This is a genomic window from Ochrobactrum sp. PL_is483, assembly GCF_055816855.1.
Genome location: NZ_JBVPGS010000015.1, coordinates 1 through 16,379, shown reverse-complemented (window position 1 = coordinate 16,379; position 16,379 = coordinate 1). Strand labels below are relative to the sequence as shown.

At 58.7% G+C, this 16,379-nt stretch carries 18 protein-coding genes; 10 read left to right on the top strand and 8 right to left on the bottom strand.

Translation table 11 applies throughout. The features are described 5' to 3' along the window. Positions 1–2,772 (bottom strand): autotransporter outer membrane beta-barrel domain-containing protein (locus AC0TNJ_RS00305; RefSeq protein WP_473769878.1); only part of this gene is annotated, 2,772 nt, incomplete at its 3' end. 511 nt (positions 2,773–3,283) lie between these two features. Between AC0TNJ_RS00305 and flhA the strand changes: the two genes are divergently transcribed. The 6 genes from flhA to AC0TNJ_RS00275 all read left to right on the top strand — a co-directional run bounded on the left by flhA (position 3,284) and on the right by AC0TNJ_RS00275 (position 8,573). Further along, entirely contained in the window at positions 3,284–5,347 is a 2,064-nt protein-coding gene (gene flhA / locus AC0TNJ_RS00300) for a flagellar biosynthesis protein FlhA (protein WP_473766784.1), read from the top strand. A 283-nt stretch (positions 5,348–5,630) separates the two neighbouring features. Beyond that, a complete protein-coding gene (gene fliR / locus AC0TNJ_RS00295; protein ID WP_473766773.1) occupies positions 5,631–6,398 on the top strand; it encodes a flagellar biosynthetic protein FliR in 768 nt (255 codons plus the stop codon). A gap of 8 nt (positions 6,399–6,406) precedes the next feature. Continuing rightward, positions 6,407–6,808 (top strand): hypothetical protein, encoded by a 402-nt coding sequence (locus AC0TNJ_RS00290; RefSeq protein ID WP_473769877.1) that lies wholly within the window; start codon positions 6,407–6,409, stop codon positions 6,806–6,808. Positions 6,809–6,891: 83 nt separating this feature from the next. After that, positions 6,892–7,467 (top strand): rod-binding protein, encoded by a 576-nt coding sequence (locus AC0TNJ_RS00285; RefSeq protein ID WP_473769876.1) that lies wholly within the window; start codon positions 6,892–6,894, stop codon positions 7,465–7,467. 99 nt (positions 7,468–7,566) lie between these two features. Further along, positions 7,567–8,034, top strand: a complete 468-nt coding sequence (locus tag AC0TNJ_RS00280; RefSeq protein ID WP_122003144.1) for a flagellar protein FlgN — start codon at positions 7,567–7,569, stop codon at positions 8,032–8,034. Continuing rightward, a complete protein-coding gene (locus tag AC0TNJ_RS00275) occupies positions 8,031–8,573 on the top strand; it encodes a hypothetical protein (protein WP_473769875.1) in 543 nt (180 codons plus the stop codon). Before AC0TNJ_RS00280 ends, AC0TNJ_RS00275 begins: the two co-directional genes overlap by 4 nt. Here AC0TNJ_RS00275 and AC0TNJ_RS00270 read toward each other — a convergent pair. The 4 genes from AC0TNJ_RS00270 to AC0TNJ_RS00255 all read right to left on the bottom strand — a co-directional run bounded on the left by AC0TNJ_RS00270 (position 8,561) and on the right by AC0TNJ_RS00255 (position 11,256). Beyond that, on the bottom strand, positions 8,561–8,896 hold the full coding sequence (locus AC0TNJ_RS00270; protein ID WP_006469386.1) for a PilZ domain-containing protein: 336 nt from the start codon (positions 8,894–8,896) through the stop codon (positions 8,561–8,563). The two genes, AC0TNJ_RS00275 and AC0TNJ_RS00270, sit on opposite strands and share 13 nt — an antisense overlap. A 275-nt stretch (positions 8,897–9,171) precedes the next feature. Next, positions 9,172–9,588, bottom strand: coding sequence for a Fur family transcriptional regulator (locus tag AC0TNJ_RS00265; protein ID WP_122003142.1), 417 nt, complete (start codon positions 9,586–9,588; stop codon positions 9,172–9,174). Then, complete coding sequence (gene znuB / locus AC0TNJ_RS00260) at positions 9,585–10,445, bottom strand: zinc ABC transporter permease subunit ZnuB (protein WP_473769880.1); 861 nt, start codon at positions 10,443–10,445, stop codon at positions 9,585–9,587. Before znuB ends, AC0TNJ_RS00265 begins: the two co-directional genes overlap by 4 nt. Then, positions 10,399–11,256, bottom strand: coding sequence for an ATP-binding cassette domain-containing protein (locus tag AC0TNJ_RS00255; protein WP_473769874.1), 858 nt, complete (start codon positions 11,254–11,256; stop codon positions 10,399–10,401). The genes znuB and AC0TNJ_RS00255 overlap by 47 nt, the downstream gene beginning before the upstream one ends. Positions 11,257–11,427: 171 nt before the next feature. Between AC0TNJ_RS00255 and znuA the strand changes: the two genes are divergently transcribed. From znuA to zigA, 4 genes are all read left to right on the top strand, one after another. Beyond that, positions 11,428–12,420: a zinc ABC transporter substrate-binding protein ZnuA gene (gene znuA, locus AC0TNJ_RS00250; RefSeq protein WP_473769873.1), complete on the top strand. Its 993-nt coding sequence runs from the start codon at positions 11,428–11,430 to the stop codon at positions 12,418–12,420. Positions 12,421–12,675: 255 nt separating this feature from the next. Beyond that, positions 12,676–12,882 (top strand): hypothetical protein, encoded by a 207-nt coding sequence (locus AC0TNJ_RS00245; RefSeq protein ID WP_473769872.1) that lies wholly within the window; start codon positions 12,676–12,678, stop codon positions 12,880–12,882. Positions 12,883–12,935: 53 nt separating this feature from the next. Further along, positions 12,936–13,409 (top strand): DUF4198 domain-containing protein, encoded by a 474-nt coding sequence (locus AC0TNJ_RS00240; RefSeq protein ID WP_473769871.1) that lies wholly within the window; start codon positions 12,936–12,938, stop codon positions 13,407–13,409. Between the two features lie 30 nt (positions 13,410–13,439). Beyond that, a complete protein-coding gene (gene zigA, locus AC0TNJ_RS00235; RefSeq protein WP_473769870.1) occupies positions 13,440–14,639 on the top strand; it encodes a zinc metallochaperone GTPase ZigA in 1,200 nt (399 codons plus the stop codon). Between the two features lie 3 nt (positions 14,640–14,642). On the opposite strand, the gene AC0TNJ_RS00230 is transcribed toward zigA, so the two are convergent. The 3 genes from AC0TNJ_RS00230 to AC0TNJ_RS00220 all read right to left on the bottom strand — a co-directional run. Continuing rightward, complete coding sequence (locus AC0TNJ_RS00230; protein WP_122003137.1) at positions 14,643–15,074, bottom strand: RrF2 family transcriptional regulator; 432 nt, start codon at positions 15,072–15,074, stop codon at positions 14,643–14,645. 150 nt (positions 15,075–15,224) lie between these two features. Next, complete coding sequence (locus tag AC0TNJ_RS00225) at positions 15,225–16,091, bottom strand: glucosamine kinase nucleotide-binding domain-containing protein (RefSeq protein WP_473769879.1); 867 nt, start codon at positions 16,089–16,091, stop codon at positions 15,225–15,227. Between the two features lie 91 nt (positions 16,092–16,182). After that, positions 16,183–16,379, bottom strand: a 197-nt coding sequence (locus AC0TNJ_RS00220; RefSeq protein WP_473769869.1) for a hypothetical protein, incomplete at its 5' end; no start/stop codon positions are given.

Here is a 16,379-nt window from a genome sequence, read left to right as displayed (position 1 = left end):
CCCATCCTCGCCCTTCCAGCTATTGGCATAGTTGGCGGCAAGGCCGAGCCGTCCGATCAGGCTGTCGCCGTCATGCAGGCTGACGCGGCTGTCCCATGCATCGCGGAAGCTGTCGGCATTGATCGATGAGTACATCAGCTGCGCCTGCGGGGTCAGCGACCAGTTCTGGTCGATGGCGATCCGCTGGCCTGCTTCGATGCTCAAGGCATAGCCGGTTGCCTTGCGGCCATCGGCAAGACCCTGATTGGCGGTCCAGGAGGTGAGATCGCTGTCGAACCACGTGACCTGCGCCTGACCGTCGACATAGAAGCCGGAATTGCCATACCAGGTGGCGGTTGCGCCAAGGCTCCAGCCATCGGTGCTGATCGCGCCATCGCCGTGGAAGGAGGACACATCACCCTTGGCATGGCCATATTGGCCGATGATACCGGCGATCAGCTTGCCACTGTCGCTCTCATAGAACTGGCCGTCGACACCGGCCTGCATGATGAAGGTGTTGATGTCCTGCTTCATTCGGCTCAGCGACGTATCGGGTTCAAGGCGGTTATGCGCGCCTTCGATACGCGCCCACACGCCCTTGTCGTCAACGGCGGCACCTGTGGCCTGGCCATCGCCGTTCCGGCCCGTCCAGTAGCGCTCGCCCACACGCTCCTGCAAGGTCGGCAGCTTGTTGAGCGCCTGCATGTTCTGCAGATAGCCTTCATAGACAGGAACCGACGGGCTGTAGCGCGGATCAGGGCCTGGGCCTGGATTGTCAAGCTGGCTGGTCAGATACCAGTTACCGTCCGCATTGCCGGTGCCCGAGCCCTGCTGCAGCGTATAGGCATAGGCACCGCCGGAGACGGCCTGCTTGCCGTCCTTGGTGACAAAGTCACCCAGCAGCGAGAAGGTGCCGTACGACCGGCCCTGAACATCGACCACTTCGATGCCGTTGACCGTCTGTGCGCCCAGCCCGCCGCGATTGATGACCTTCAGGTTGGTGTTGCCATAGGTATCGCCGCCGACCTTGAGCATGTCGGTCTTGGAATCATCGCCGCCAAGCACAGTGTTGATCGTGACAGTGCCGCCGCTACCGGTATAATTGCTTGCAACGGTCAGCACCGCGCCACCAGAGCCACCGAAATTAACGTTACCTGCATTTACAAGACTGGCAATGGTCTGATCGTGGCCACGCATATCCAGTGCACCGCCAGCATCAACGGTGAAATTGGAATTCGCGCTAAATACACCAGCATCGCTCGCCGAGAGAATACCGCCATGGATGTTGGTCGCTGCTGAATAGTCGCTGCCAACACCGGTGAAAACCGTGTTGCCGCTATAAACATCCACTGCGCTATTAGCATTGCCACCCGTTATGACCGGTGAAAATTCATAATCACCACTCACATCAGTATGATTGAAAACGAGGTGGGCGCCACCTGAGCCAAAAGTCAACCGATTGGCTTCGATTTTACCCGGTGCTACAGCTGTATCTCCTGCAGCTGCGCCTATATTGATAGTACCCTGTGCTTGATCTTGCCCGCTCCAATAACCCGCAAGGCTTAGTAGCCCTCCTACTGTTACAGTGCCGCCATCGCTGACGATGAGAGTCCCGTTACCGGACCCGCCTACTTCCAAGGTATGAGTGGTCGTCCATATCGACCCTGCGCCATCAACCGTGACCTGTCCGACAGAACCCGCCAAGCGCCCGATATAGCCATAAAGATCAGAAACCGCACCTCCATCGCTGATCGTCAGTTCGCCATTGCCTGCGTGCCCAACAGTGAACTCGCCAACATTTGTCCACTTTGAGCCAGCGCCACTAACAGTGGCTGCACCTGTCGAACCCACCAGATAACCAACACTCGCATCAATGTCGGAAACAAGTCCGCCAGCCGAAATGACAAGTCCACCCTCAGCGCCGCTACCATAGCCCACTCTTACCTGCCCAGCCTCGACAGAAGCATGATGCCCAGAGGCTTGATCGACACCGGATACATTCATGAATCCATAGCTGCCAGCCCCCCAGCCCATGCCAATCGTTTGTTCAACCTGAACAAGACCGCCATCGGTGACGTTTACGATTCCCTGTCCTTCACCGCCGACCCCGAACTGGTTGTGCACGACCCTGAACGTCGAGCGCTGATCTGTCGGAGCATTGACACCGCTTACATTGAGAATGCCATGGCTGCCTGCCAGTTCCCCGACCGATGACGAATACTCAGCCGAAACCAAACCGCCATCCGTGATGCTGACAAACCCCTCACCGGCATTGCCGATATGGAGTTGGTTGTTGGTAATCAACTGAGACCGCTCGCCGGTACCGGCATCGACACCGCTAACTTCGACCACTCCCTTGCCTGTCGCTTGCACGCCGATTTCCAGATAGACGGGGCTGTCCGTGTTCAACGAATCGTATTTGCCGCCATTCCGGATTATCAGCTTGCCACTTCCAGCATCACCGATGTTGACAACACCGTCCGTTGTCCATTTGGAGCCAGCGCCATCAATCGTAACGATACCGCCAAAGGGGGAGGTCGCACCAAGGGTACCATCCGTACTCCTGACAATACCGCCAGACTCAATATACAGATAGCCGTCGCCCATTTCTCCGACGATAAGCTTGCCTCCGGTATCCCATGGCGAGGTGTAATCCCCGGGCACCGTTATAATCAAGCTTCCGTCTATGACCTCATCGGCCATGGCAGGCGCTACACAAAGCAGCGCCGCAACAGACACCCCCGAAAGAAGCCCGGTACGCGAGAAAACCGTGCCCGATATTTTTTTATGCATATCTCAACTCCGAAAGCAGAACTATCGAATGTAGAATGAGAAAATTTCCCAAAATAAATTAGAAGTTTCTGAATAATAAAAGCCAAATCTTTATTTTATATTTGCTAAAATTGCCCCGTACTACCCGCGAAAGCCAAGTGGCGTTGATCTTACTTGTGCGTAGTTTCATAAAAAGCAATACTTTTATATAAAACACAATGCCCAATTTATTGTTATAAAATCTATAATTAGTAATATATAATATGATTTGGCCGTTCTGATAAATATTTAAATGAAAGACAAATATTCAAGCGAATATGATGTAAATGTACGAGAATAAAGTAATAGTGTTGCGGTAAGGGCTGGTATTGTTCCGGTTAATACTGAATGGTTGGAGCCGTCCTGGTCATCCGATGCAGAGCCGCTTCACACTTTTCGGGATGCGCTTTGGTAGCCTTCGCGCAAGCTTCGCAAGCTAGGGTCCGCTTCGAATCAGGAGACGGACGTGCAGCAGGCAGCGGCTAAACCCTTCATGAAAAGCGGATTTCTGACCGGCAGCGACATGGGGCTGGCGGTTGGCATCATCATCATCCTGACGGTGCTTTTCCTGCCTGTTCCGGCGGTCGTGCTGGATATCGGGCTGGCGTTCTCCATCGCCTTCTCCGTCCTGATCCTGATGGTGGCGCTGTGGATTCAGCGCCCGCTCGATTTTTCCGCCTTTCCGACGGTGCTGCTGATCGCCACCATGATGCGATTGTCGCTCAACATCGCGACGACGCGCGTGATTCTCACCCACGGCAATGAGGGATATCTCGCCGCCGGTCACGTGATCCATGGCTTCTCGCAATTCGTGATGGGCGGCGATTTCGTCATCGGTCTGGTGGTTTTCTGCATCCTGATCATCGTCAACTTTCTCGTCATCACCAAGGGCGCGACACGTATCGCCGAAGTGGGCGCGCGCTTCACGCTCGATGCCATCCCCGGCAAGCAGATGGCCATCGATGCCGATCTCTCCTCCGGCCTGATCGATGAAAAGGAAGCGCAGCGCCGCCGCCGCGAGCTGGAAGAGGAAAGCTCCTTTTTCGGTTCCATGGACGGTGCGTCGAAATTCGTGCGCGGCGATGCGATTGCGGGCCTCATCATCACTGCCGTCAATATTTTCGGCGGCATCATCATCGGCGCCACGCGCCACGACATGGATATTGCGCACGCGGCTGACGTCTTCACCAAACTGTCGGTCGGCGATGGTCTGGTCACGCAGATTCCGGCGCTGATCGTCTCGCTCGCCGCCGGTCTTCTGGTGTCGAAGGGCGGCACGCGCGGCTCCGCCGATCAGGCGATCTTCGGTCAGCTTGGCGCTTATCCGAAGGCGCTTCTGGTCGCGGCAATGCTGCTCTTCGTCCTCGGCATCATGCCGGGCCTGCCAGCCTTCCCGTTCTTCATGCTGGGCGGCGCGATGGCTTTCATCGGTATTGCCGTGCCGCGCCGTCAGGCGCGCCAGCGCGAGGCGGAAGCGAACGAGGCCGGCAAAAAGCAACGCGAACAGGAAGAGCAGGAGCGCAACTCGGTCAAGGCGTCGCTTGAAACCAACCAGATCGAGCTTTGCCTTGGCAAGCAGCTTTCCGCCCGGCTGATCGCCTCGCAGCAGGAACTGGCACATCGCGTCAACAAGATGCGCCGCAAGTTTGCGCAGGAATACGGTTTCGTCATTCCCGAGATCAAGGTGACGGACGATATCGCGCTGCCGCCGAAAAGCTACCGGATCAAGATACACGGCACGGCTGTCGCCAGCCACGAGCTGCGGGTCGGCGAAACGCTGGTCGTGCTGGGCGAGCGCCCGATTCCGTCCATTCCGGGTGAGGAAGTGCGCGAGCCGGCCTTCGGCATGCGCGCCTATTCCGTGCCGGAAACCTTTGCGTCCGATCTGCGCCGCGACGGCTACATGACCGTGGACAATCTCTCGGTCCTGCTGACGCATCTGAGCGAAATCGTGCGCAACAATCTGGCCCAGCTTCTGTCCTACAAGGACATGCGCATTCTGCTGGACCGTCTGGGGCCGGAATACCGCAAGCTGCTGGAAGATATCTGCCCGTCGCATATTTCCTATTCGGGCTTGCAGGCGGTGCTGAAGCTTTTGCTCGCCGAGCGCATTTCCATCCGCAACCTGCATCTGATCCTCGAAGCCATCGCGGAAATCGCGCCGCTCGTCCGCCGCCCGGAAATGATCGTGGAACATGTGCGCATGCGCATGGCGCAGCAGATTTGCGGTGACCTGTCCGACAATGGCGTGCTGAATGTTCTGCGCCTCGGCAATCGCTGGGATCTGGTTTTCCACCAGAGCCTCAAGCGTGATGCCAAGGGCGAGATCGTCGAATTCGACATCGATCCGCGCCTGCTGGAACAGTTCGGCACGGAGGCGTCTGCCGTCATCCGCAAGCATTTCGACAATGGCGAACGTTTCGTGCTGGTGTCCTCGCCGGAAGCGCGGCCCTATATTCGCATGATTATCGAGCGCCTGTTCGCCACGCTGCCGGTGCTCTCTCATGTCGAGATCGCCCGTGGCGTGGAGGTGAAGTCGTTGGGCGCGATTTCATAGTCAACGGCCGATCGATCCCTCGATCCTTCCATCCTTCGAGACGGTTCCCTTCGCTCCGCTCAGGGCACCTCCTCAGGATGAGGGGCGCGAGGGTCGGAGAGGTCGGAGACGCCCGCTTATGTGCTCAGGGCGCATCTCCTTTGGGACGAGGAAAAAGTCTTGGCGCCCACGCCCCTCATCCTGAGGAGCCATGCCGAGCTTGTCGAGGCTTGGCGTCTCGAAGGATCGAAGGATCGAAGGACGAGGGGAGTAATTATTGCTTGATACGAGGAAAGGGCCCTGAGTGCCTGTCGCACAATTGCCGCTCAATGAAATCATCCTGGCCGCCGTTCTGGCGTTCTGCCGCATCGGCGCCTGCCTGATGCTGATGCCGGGGCTTTCGAGCGCGCGCATTCCGTTGCAGGTGAGGCTTTTCATCGCGCTCGCCTGTTCCTTCGCGGTGCTGCCGCTGGTGCTGCAGCGCATCGTCACCGTTGTCGATGCCGGGCAGCCGTGGACGCTGTTCCGCCTGATGGCGAGTGAATTGTTCGTCGGCGCGGTGATCGGCATTCTGGCGCATATCTATTTCTGGGCGCTGCAATTCATGGCCAGCACGATGGCGGTTTCCGTCGGCTATTCCGGCTCTCCTGCCGATGCCATCACCGAAAGCGAACCGCAGGCGACGCTTGCAACCATCGTCACCTTCAGCGCGCTGTTCCTGTTCTTCATCACCGACATGCATCTGGAGATTTTCCGGGCGCTGCTCAATTCCTATGTGGCCATTCCGGTTGACGGACAGTTTCGCCCTGACGCGGCGATGATCGATTTCACCGATGCGCTTTCGGCGGCTTTTCTGGCGACGCTGCGCATCGCCGCGCCCTTCATCGTCTTTGCGATTCTGGTCAATTTCGCCATCGGCCTCGTCAACAAATTGACGCCGACCATACCGGTCTATTTCGTGTCGATGCCGTTCGTGCTGGGGGGAGGGCTGCTGGTGGTCTATTTCATCTTGCCGGAACTCCTGCGCTTCTTCACCAACGAAACTGCCACGCAGTTGCGCGAACTGTTCTGAGGGCCGCGATGACAAACCCGCGCAATCTCAAGAAGCTGATTGAACTGCAAAAGCTTGGCAGCGCCCGGCTGGAACAGGCGCTTGCCGCAGCCAATGCGCGCAAGGGCGCGCTGGATGAAGAGCGCGAGGCGCTGATCGCCATGCAGGACCGCCGCTATGACGGCGATGCGCTCAATATCGATCCATCGCTGCTGATCCGGCGTCTTGGCAACAATGCCGCCGAATCGCAGCAGCTGGAACAGCGGCTCGATGTGCAGCGCAAGGCGCTGTTGCAGGAACAAAGGCGGGTGGAATTGCTGGAAGGTCGCCTGGCGGACACCAGAAACGAGCGCGAACGGCGCGAACTTTCCAGCCTGATCGAAGAATTTATTAGCCGGAAAACGACAAATCGCTCGCAAGGCCCTGATTGAGCACAAAAACGGGTCTGAACGCACGCACAAGTTTCAGTCAAGTTTGATCCATTATGGTGCACATAACAAACAAGGAGTGATGCATGGCGATCAACCCGCCGTCAGATCTGGTGATGGACGTGGCGCGCGCCGCCGATCCGCAAGCCTATCGCATGGCGGCGGAACGGTTGAGAGCGCCGTCCGCATCCGCCGCCGGCGGTGGGCTGACGCAGGATGGTTTCGCCAGCTTTTCCGACAGCCTCGCGGCTGGGGTCAGCGTGCGGCCGGATGCGCAGAACGCGGCCAATCCGGCTTATCGCAAGTTCGAGGCCTTCATGCTGCAATCCTTCGTGCAGTCGATGTTCACCAGTGACACGACGGCGACCTTCGGGAAGGGGATTGCCGGTGAATACTGGAAGTCCATGATGGCGGAAGCCATGGCGAACAAGATGGCGGATGGCGGCGGTGTCGGCATTGCCAGGTTGCTTGAGGAGCAGGCGGCGCGCAACGGACGGCCAGACGCGCCGACGACGGTGGCCTTGGGAGACGTGATCAACAATCTGGGAGACCAGGTGAGCGAGAACGCCGTTTCGAAGGACATTGTGCATGGCTTCGAACGCAAGCTCATTCAAAAGCAGCTGGAGCATGTCTCCCGAAAGTGGGAACCGGTTTCGGGATAAGGACATGCGGCAAAATGAAAAGATAGACAACAGCGACACGGACAGCGCGCGCGGCTGAATGGCCCGTAACGACAAGCGTCATAATTGAGGACCCCCGAAATGACCGAGACAAGCTCTGAAAACAGCCTGCCAGAGGATTCGCTGATCGTCGCTATCACGAGCGAACCCGGTCAGGCGCTGGCAGAGGAACCGGACGAGAACCCGACATTGAAGCCGGTCGTGCGGGCGATCCAGCGTCTGGAAGACGTGATCGATACGGAAACGCGCCTTCTGCTGGATGGCGGCAATCCGGATCTCGCCGAAATCAACGCCCGCAAGAGCCGTGGACTTTACGATTTCAACAAGGCGATCAAGAAAGCGGCCAGCGCTGCCGAACCCGCGACGATGAAGCGGCTTCAGCCGCTGCTGGACAGCCTGAAGCACAAGCTTGAAAAGAACTGCGAGGCGCTGCAACTGCATCTGCGCGCTGTCGGCGAACTGGCCGACCTCATTCGCGGTGCGCTGGAAACGCAGGAAGCCGACGGCACCTATTCCATGCAGAGCGCGAGGCTCGGTCACGCACGATGATCCGCATCATTGCCATCGGCCTGTGGATTTGCGCCGTCGCTTTCGGCTCGCTTTTCTTCGCCGTTCGCCAGAACGCCTCATCCTCGGATGGGGCGCAGGCCGCGGTCGGCGGTTTCGGCGGCGTCGACTACGTGAAGACGGACGTGATGAGCGTGCCGATCATTTCGAATGGCGATGTGGCCGGTTACGTGGTGACGCAGCTTGTCTATACGGTCGATTCAAACATTCGCAAGAAGCTGAGCGTGCCGCTCGAATTCTTCATCAGCGATGAAATCTTCCGCAAGTTCTATGGCAGCTATTCGGATACCAAGGAGGTCGAGAAGGTGAGCTTCGAGGACGTGCGTGCCTCGATCATCTCCGATCTCAATGCGCGGTTCCCCGAACCGGTGATCAAGGACCTTCTGGTCGAGCAGTTCAACTATATTTCAGCCGAAGAAATCCGCGCCATGAACATGCGCGGCACGCCGACGCCGACCGCACCTGGAAAGCAGGCGCCCGAAAAGCAGGCAAATGCCGAGCCTGCCAGTCACAGCGAATAGTATTTTCCTGAAAGCTGGGCGAGGCGTTCTTCGTCGAGCGGCGTGACTGCCGGGTCGGATACAAGCTCCACACCCATTTCACGGCCATTGCGCCAGGCGACGCGGGCCAGAAGCGCGCGACCGTAATAATCATCGAACAACCAGAAACGCTCAGGCAGGGTGGGGACTTCGACGGTCCTCAGCTTGGCGCCATGGGGCGCGATATCGCTGAACTGGCACTCGATGATAAACCGCCCGTCGAGGCCCACGATCTTGCCCGAGCGCAGCCTTGTGCGCTGTCTCTCTTCCCTGCGACGTTCATGGGATGGCTTAACCCGCGCCATATCAAAATCTTACCTGCTGTTCCCCACCGCATCGGCCTGAAAATCGAAAACGATTTTCGGAAAGCACGATGCGCAGTTTTAAGAGCCCAGTCTAGCAGGTTTCGATTGCCGATGCGTTACTTTTTGAACCGGGAATCTGCGGGCATGGTTACCTTGAACAGGTTCCTGTGTATTAGAGCGGTTCCGGTTAAAACGGAATCGCTGGAACCGCTCTAATTATTTGTTTCGTCGCATTATCCTACGCAAAACCGCTTCGCACTTTTGCTGGAAATGCTCTAGTGATCCCCGCAAGCTTCGCAGAGGCCGCGCAGCTCCAGTGTCGTCTTGCGCGACTTGAACCCGTTCTGGAGGCTCCATGCGCTGACGAGATTTTCGATCGCCGCGTCGGAAAACTCTGTCACCTGACCGCATTTCTCGCAAATCGCGAAAGCCACGAGGCCCTGCTGATGGCATTGCGGATGGGCGCAGGCAACGAAGGCGTTGAGGCTTTCGAGGCGATGGATCAGCCCGTAGTCGAGCAGTTTTTCCAGCGCGCGATAGACTTGCAGCGGCGCGCGGAAACCGTCGTCGCGCAGCTGGTCGAGGATCGTATAGGCGCTGAGCGGGCCATCCGCCTTGGACAGCACGTCGAAAACCAGTGTCTGATTGCGGGTCAGGTCCTGCGGGGCGTGATGATGGTGATGGGTGCTCATTGTCCAGCGATCCGTTTCGGTGATGCTTGTTCCCTCTTATGTAGGGGTAACAGGCTCAAAATGAAAATGGCAAGCGCCGCGACCACGATGGACGGGCCGGATGGCGTGTCGAAATGAATGGAGCCATAAAGTCCGCCGATCACCCCGGCAGCGCCGATCAGCGAGGCGAGGATGGCCATCTGTTCGGGCGTGGAGGAAAAGCGGCGTGCGGTTGCCGCCGGAATGATCAGCAGCGAGGTTATCAGGAGGATTCCGACGATCTTCATCGCGATGGCGATGACGATGGCGAGCAACAGCATGAAGACAATGCGCGACAAAGCCGGGTTCATGCCTTCGGCGCGCGCTATGTCCTCGCTGACGGTGGCGGCGAGGAAAGGACGCCACAGCCAGGCCAGAACCGCCAGCACGAACACGCCGCCGCCATAGATGAAGGCGATATCCATGCGCGAAACGGCCAGAATATCGCCGAACAGGAAGGACAAGAGGTCGACCCGCACCCATGTCATGAAGGCGACGAGGACGAGGCCAAGCGACAGCGTGGCATGAGACAGGATGCCGAGGAGCGAATCCGCCGACAATGTATGGCGGCGCTGCAAGAGCAGCAGAATGGCGGAAATCGCCACCGCGACCGCGAACACGCCGATCATCATATTGATGTCGAAAACAAGCGCCAGCGCCACGCCGAGAAGCGCGGAATGCGCCATGGTGTCGCCGAAATAGGCCATGCGCCGCCACACGATGAAGCAGCCGAGCGGCCCCGTGGTGAGCGCCAGACCGACACCGGCGATGATGGCGCGGGTGAAGAAGTCGTCAAGCACGGGGCGCGCTCCCTTCGTGGTGATGGTGGTCATGATGATGGCCGTCATCGGCATGGCAGTGATCGGTCACGGAACCATCTGCGTGCAGCACGCGCCCATCAGGCAGATGGGTGTGATCGTGGTGATGCTCGTAGACGGCGAGCGGCCCGACGGCCCAGCTGCCGAACAGCCGCACATATTCGGGGCTTGCCGTCACGTCGCGCGGGGTGCCGCTGCAGCAGACATGGCCATTGAGGCAGATGACGCGGTCGGTCGCCGCCATGACCAGATGCAGGTCGTGCGAAATCAAAAGCACGCCGCAGCCGGTGTCGTCGCGCAGCTTCGCGATCAGCTCGTAAAGCGCGGCTTCACCGGAAAAGTCGACGCCTTGTACCGGCTCGTCCAGCACCATGAGGTCAGGCTTGCGGGCAAGCGCGCGCGCCATTAGCGCCCGCTGGAACTCGCCGCCTGACAGGTTGGCGATCTCGGCTTTTGCAAGATGCGGGATGCCCACCACTTCCAATGCCGCCTCGATATCCTTGCGCGCGAGAGGCCCGGTCAGCGTCATCAGGCGCTCGACCGAAAGCGGCAGCGTGCGGTCGATATTGATCTTCTGCGGCACATAACCGATGCTGAGCCCCGGCACGTGGCTCACATTGCCTTCGTCCGGCTTCAGGATGCGTAGCGCCATCTTGGCGGCGGTGCTTTTTCCCGCGCCATTCGGCCCGATCAGGGTCACGATTTCGCCGCGCTCGACAACCAGATCGACATTGCGCACGAGCCAGCGCCCGTCGCGATAGACGCCGGCGCCTTTCAGTTCGATCAATGTTTCCCGCGCCTTTTGGGCGGGGAGGGCGGTCTTCCTGCTCATCTGTTCCGGGCTTTTCTCAGTGTCTTTTCCGTTGGCCACCCCGGTTTCAATTTTTGCAAATTGGGGGTTGCCTCACCTTATGACAGACGTTATAGCATAACGCAACATACGTAATAAAATAACATATCACTTGAATATGATGTCCTTCATCAATCACCCAAGAGAGAGACCATGAAACATCGCCGCTCCCTCCTTCTCGCCTCGGCTTTTCTGGCCGGTTTGACCCATGCCGCCTTTGCTGCGGAACGTGACGGCGTTGTCGTATCGATCAAGCCGCTTCACTCGATTGTCTCGGCGGTCATGCAGGGCGTGGGCGAGCCGAAGCTGATCGTGCAGGGCGCGGGTTCGGAGCATGTCTACAGCCTGAAACCCTCCGATGCCGAAGCCATCGAGCACGCCAGGGTGATCTTCTGGGCCGGACCGTCGATGGAAACCTTCCTCGACAAGCCCATCGACACGCTGGGCGAGGGCGCAAAGGTTGTCGCGCTTGGTGATGCCGATGGCCTGACGAGGCTGAAGTTCCGTGAAGGCGGGCCGTTCGAAGCGCATGACCATGGGCATGAAGAAGGCCACGACCATGCCCATGATGACAAGAAGCACGATCATGCCGCTGAAGCTTCCGAAGCCGGGCATGACCATGGCCACAATGAATTTGACCTGCATTTCTGGCTCGACCCGCAGAACGGAAAGGTTCTGGCGGCGGATATTGCCAAGACACTCGCTGAAAGCGACCCGGAACATGCCGCGCAATATGAAAAGAACGCGAAGGACTATGGCGAGAAGATCGACGCGCTGACGGCGGAAGTCGCCAGCGAACTGGAGCCGGTTAAAGACAAGCCATTCGTCGTCTTCCATGATGCCTATCAATATTTCGAAAATCGCTTTGGCGTGAAGGCGGCCGGATCGATCACGGTCAGCCCGGAAAAGGCGCCGGGTGCGGCGCGCATCAAGGAAATTCACGAGAAGATCAAGTCGCTCGGCGCAGCCTGCGTGTTCTCCGAACCGCAGTTCGAGCCGAAGCTGGTGAAAACCGTTATCGACGGGACGGATGCCAAAACCGGCGTTCTCGATCCTCTGGGTGCCGAATTGAAGGACGGGCCGGACCTTTATCCGCAGCTTATCCGCAATCTGGCCAGTTCGCTGAAAACCTGCCTGTCGAAATAACAGCCGCAGCCGCTTCCCTTTGCTGGATGCCCCTGCATTCAGAAAGCGGCTGCGATTGTGCCGGGCTGCAACCTGCTTGAACTTGCGGGCAGCCCGGCACTCAAGAAACCGGAACAAGCGCAACGCGCTTGGTCCCTTCGCTGCAAAGCGCGTCAAGCGCAAAGCGTGTTACCGCTTTTCCCGTGCATTTCTGGCGGCTTCAACCGCCTATTTTTACCGATAAGATTGTTACGATATAACATAAAGGAGATATGAATGCGTAGCTTTGTGAGGGCGCTTCAGGCCGGTGCCGTTTTGACTTTTCTTGCTCCGGCAGTAGCAGGTGCGCATGGCATCTGGATTGCCGAGCGTCATGGAACGCAGGCTGTTGTGTACGGCCATGGCGCAAGCGACGAGGCTTATGATCCGCAGAAGCTGAAGACCGTGACCGCCAAAGACGGGGACGGCAAGGATTTGCCGTAAAGATCGAGCGGCAGGAAGATCATGCCCTGCTGGGCGTGCCCGGAAATGCGGTTGTGGTCAGCGGCATGCTCGACAATGGCTTCTGGGCCGAGGGTCCGGACGGCAAGTGGGTCAACAAGCCGAAGTCCGAGGTTCCGGGTGCGAAACAGTCCAGCCAGAGCCAGAAATTTGCCGTCGCCATTCTCGATCATCTGCGCAGGAAGCCCGAGCCGCAAGGCTTGCCGTTTGAAATCGTTCCCCTGATGGACCCGACGATTTTGGAGGCGGGTAACGAGCTTCCCGTGCAGGTTCTGCTTGACGGAAAGCCGGTGGAAGGCGTCGCTGTCACGGCGGATTATGTCAATGACAGCCACGCGGCGCCGGCAAAGACCGACGCCGAAGGCATCGCCACAATCAGGATTCGCAATGCGGGTCTCAATGTCGTTGCCGCGGGCCATTCCAAACCGCTGTCCGACTCAACGGAAGCCGACAAGCTCAGCTATTTCACCACGCTGACCTTCAATCTCGATCACCATCACCACGATTGATCCCTTCCAGTTTCACCAAGGAACGCAGTGATGAGAAAAAGACTGCCCGTCACCGTCCTGTCCGGCTTTCTTGGCGCCGGAAAGACGACACTGCTCAACCACGTGCTCAACAATCGCGAGAACCGCCGCGTGGCGGTGATCGTCAACGATATGAGCGAAGTGAACATTGATGCCGCCCTCGTTCGGGAGGGCGGCGCCAATCTCTCCCGCACGGACGAGCAACTGGTCGAGATGACCAATGGCTGCATCTGCTGCACATTGCGCGACGATCTCCTGAAGGAGGTTTCGCAACTGGCGGCGCAGGACCGCTTTGATTACCTGCTGATCGAGTCGACCGGCATAGCCGAACCCTTGCCGGTTGCCGCCACGTTCGAGTTTCGCGACGAGAAGGGCAACAGTCTTTCCGATGTCGCCCGGCTCGATACGATGGTGACGGTTGTGGATGCGGCCAATCTCCTGAAGGACTATGCGTCGAGCGACTTTCTGCGCGATCGCGGCGAATCTCTTGGCGCGGAGGACGAGCGCACGCTTGTCGACCTTCTGGTCGAGCAGATCGAGTTCGCCGACGTCGTGGTGTTGAACAAGATATCGACCGCTTCAAGAGATGAGCGTGATCTCGCCCGCAAGGTCATCCGTTCGCTCAATCCCGATGCCCGCATCGAGGAGGCCGATTTCGGTGACGTGCCGCTCGACGCCATATTGGACACGAGGCTGTTCGACTTCAACAAGGCGCATGAACATCCGCTCTGGTACAAGGAGCTGCACGGTTTTGCCTCGCATACGCCCGAGACCGAGGAATATGGCGTTCGCTCCTTTGTCTATCGCGCGCGGCGTCCCTTCGATCCCGAACGGTTCCAGTCGTTCATCGACAAGGGTTGGCCGGGTGTCGTGCGGGCGAAGGGCTTCTTCTGGCTGGCGACACGGCCGGATTTCGTCGGCGAGATCAGTCAGGCGGGGGCCTTGGTGCGCACGGGAAAAAGGGGCCGCTGGTGGTCCTCCGTGCCCAGGCAATACTGGCCGGAGGAACCCGAATGGCAGCGCGCCATGGAGCCGTATTTCCATAAGGTCTGGGGCGACCGGCGTCAGGAAATCGTTTTCATCGGCGTCGATCCGATGCGGGAAGATGCGCTCATCGATGAACTGGACCAGTGTCTCCTTGAGGAAGAAGACTTCGTGCCGGAGCGCTGGTCGGGGCTGAACGATCCGTTTCCGAACTGGTCGCCAGCCTGAAGCCTATTCCGACAGTGAGGCTATATCCATGGCCCTGCTGTCGGCCAGCGTTCGGTGATCCAGAACGCTGGCGATGGCTTCGCGCACGTCGAGCATCATATGGCGCACCTCGCATTCGTCCTCATCGCAGTCGTCGCACGGGCGATAGTCTGTCTTGCTGGCGCAGGCGATAGGCGCAAGCGCGCCATCAAGCGCGCGGATGATATTGCCGATGGCAATTTCGTTCGCCGGGCGGGCAAGGCAGAAGCCGCCGCCCTTGCCCTTGCGGCTCAGAACGAAACCGGCATTGCGAAGCTCGGTGAAAATATTGTCGAGAAACTTGCGCGGTATATGGTGCTTTTCGGCGATCTCGCTGGCCGAAACCAGTTGCCCGTCCGTAACGCCCGCCAGATGCACCATGGCTTTCAGGCCATATTTGCCCTTTTTAGTCAGCATGCCACCCCTGCAGGGCATTTCCTCGAAGACCGAAACCGCCTTCGTCCGGAAAATGCGTGAAAAGAATACGCCCGCCAGCAAAAACCGGCCTCATTGATCTAGAAGTTAGGGGGTAAACCCCGCCACGACAAGTCTTTTTGCCGCCAGCGGTCAATCGCGACCGTTCTCCAGCAAAGCAAGGGATAATGCGCCCTGCAATGCATTGCCGAGCGCGGGTCGATAGAGTTCACGATGCGGCAGAAACGGCAGCGCCGCATAGGAAGAGGCAAGGCCTCCCGTCATGCTGAACCGGCCGAGCCTTTCTATGCCGAGCCGATCCAGACCGCGGCCTATATAAGTGCAGGCGCGTTGCAGGATCGACATGCCAAGCGCATCGCCTTTCTGCGCATAATCGAAGACGATTGGTGCAAAGGTGGCATAGTCCGCAGCCATCGCCGTGCGCGAGAAGCTTATGATCTGGCGAAGCTCGCCGTTGAACCGGGCCAGCACAGCATCGACGAGCTCCGTGCGTTCAGCCATTCCGTCCAGCGCAAGCAGTGTTTCTTCGAGCAGTTCGCGGCCAAGCCGTGCTCCGCCCGCCTGATCGCTCAGCATGAAGCCGCGTCCGCCGACAATCTCGAAGGCGTCCCGTTCCCTTTTGACGAAGACCGAACCAGTGCCGAGAATGACGATAGCGCCGTCGTCCTGACCGAGCGCGCCTTGCAGGGCGCTGACCGCGTCGGAAACGATCTTCACCCTGCCGAAAGGGAGTTGGCGCTCCACGCTGTCCTTGTCGGCAAGCGAATTTGCGCCTGCGAGCCCCAGCACCGCGCAGGTCTCTCTTAGTATGGCGATATCGAGTCCCGCGTCCTGCACGGCCTGCTTTGCCGCGCGCACTATATTGTCCAGCGCTGCTGCCGGGTCGGCGCCGATATTGGCAGGGCCGCTTGTCCCCCGGCCCATGGTCGAGCCATCGCGGTCGGCGAGAAGCGCCCGGCACCCGGTGCCGCCGCCATCGACTGCCAGAATATAGGGCATAGGCTTCATGTTCTTCCCCCGATTGTCATGCCAACCGTCACGGAATCGTCGCAACTGTTCGAATCGCCAGTTTTTCACGGTTGAAATTTGGTTAAAAAGGACCATATTGGCTGTGGAAAGAAAATTCCTGTTTTTTTGAGAAACTGCGTTGACAGTTTTGCTTGGTGGGGTCTATATGGCGCCACAACGAGGGCGGCGGCGCCGCAAGCGGCAGGCTGATGCGTCCTTGGAGTTGGTTGAAAGAGTTGGGCAGTGATGTTTGATTTGAGTAGGCTGGCGGCATTGACG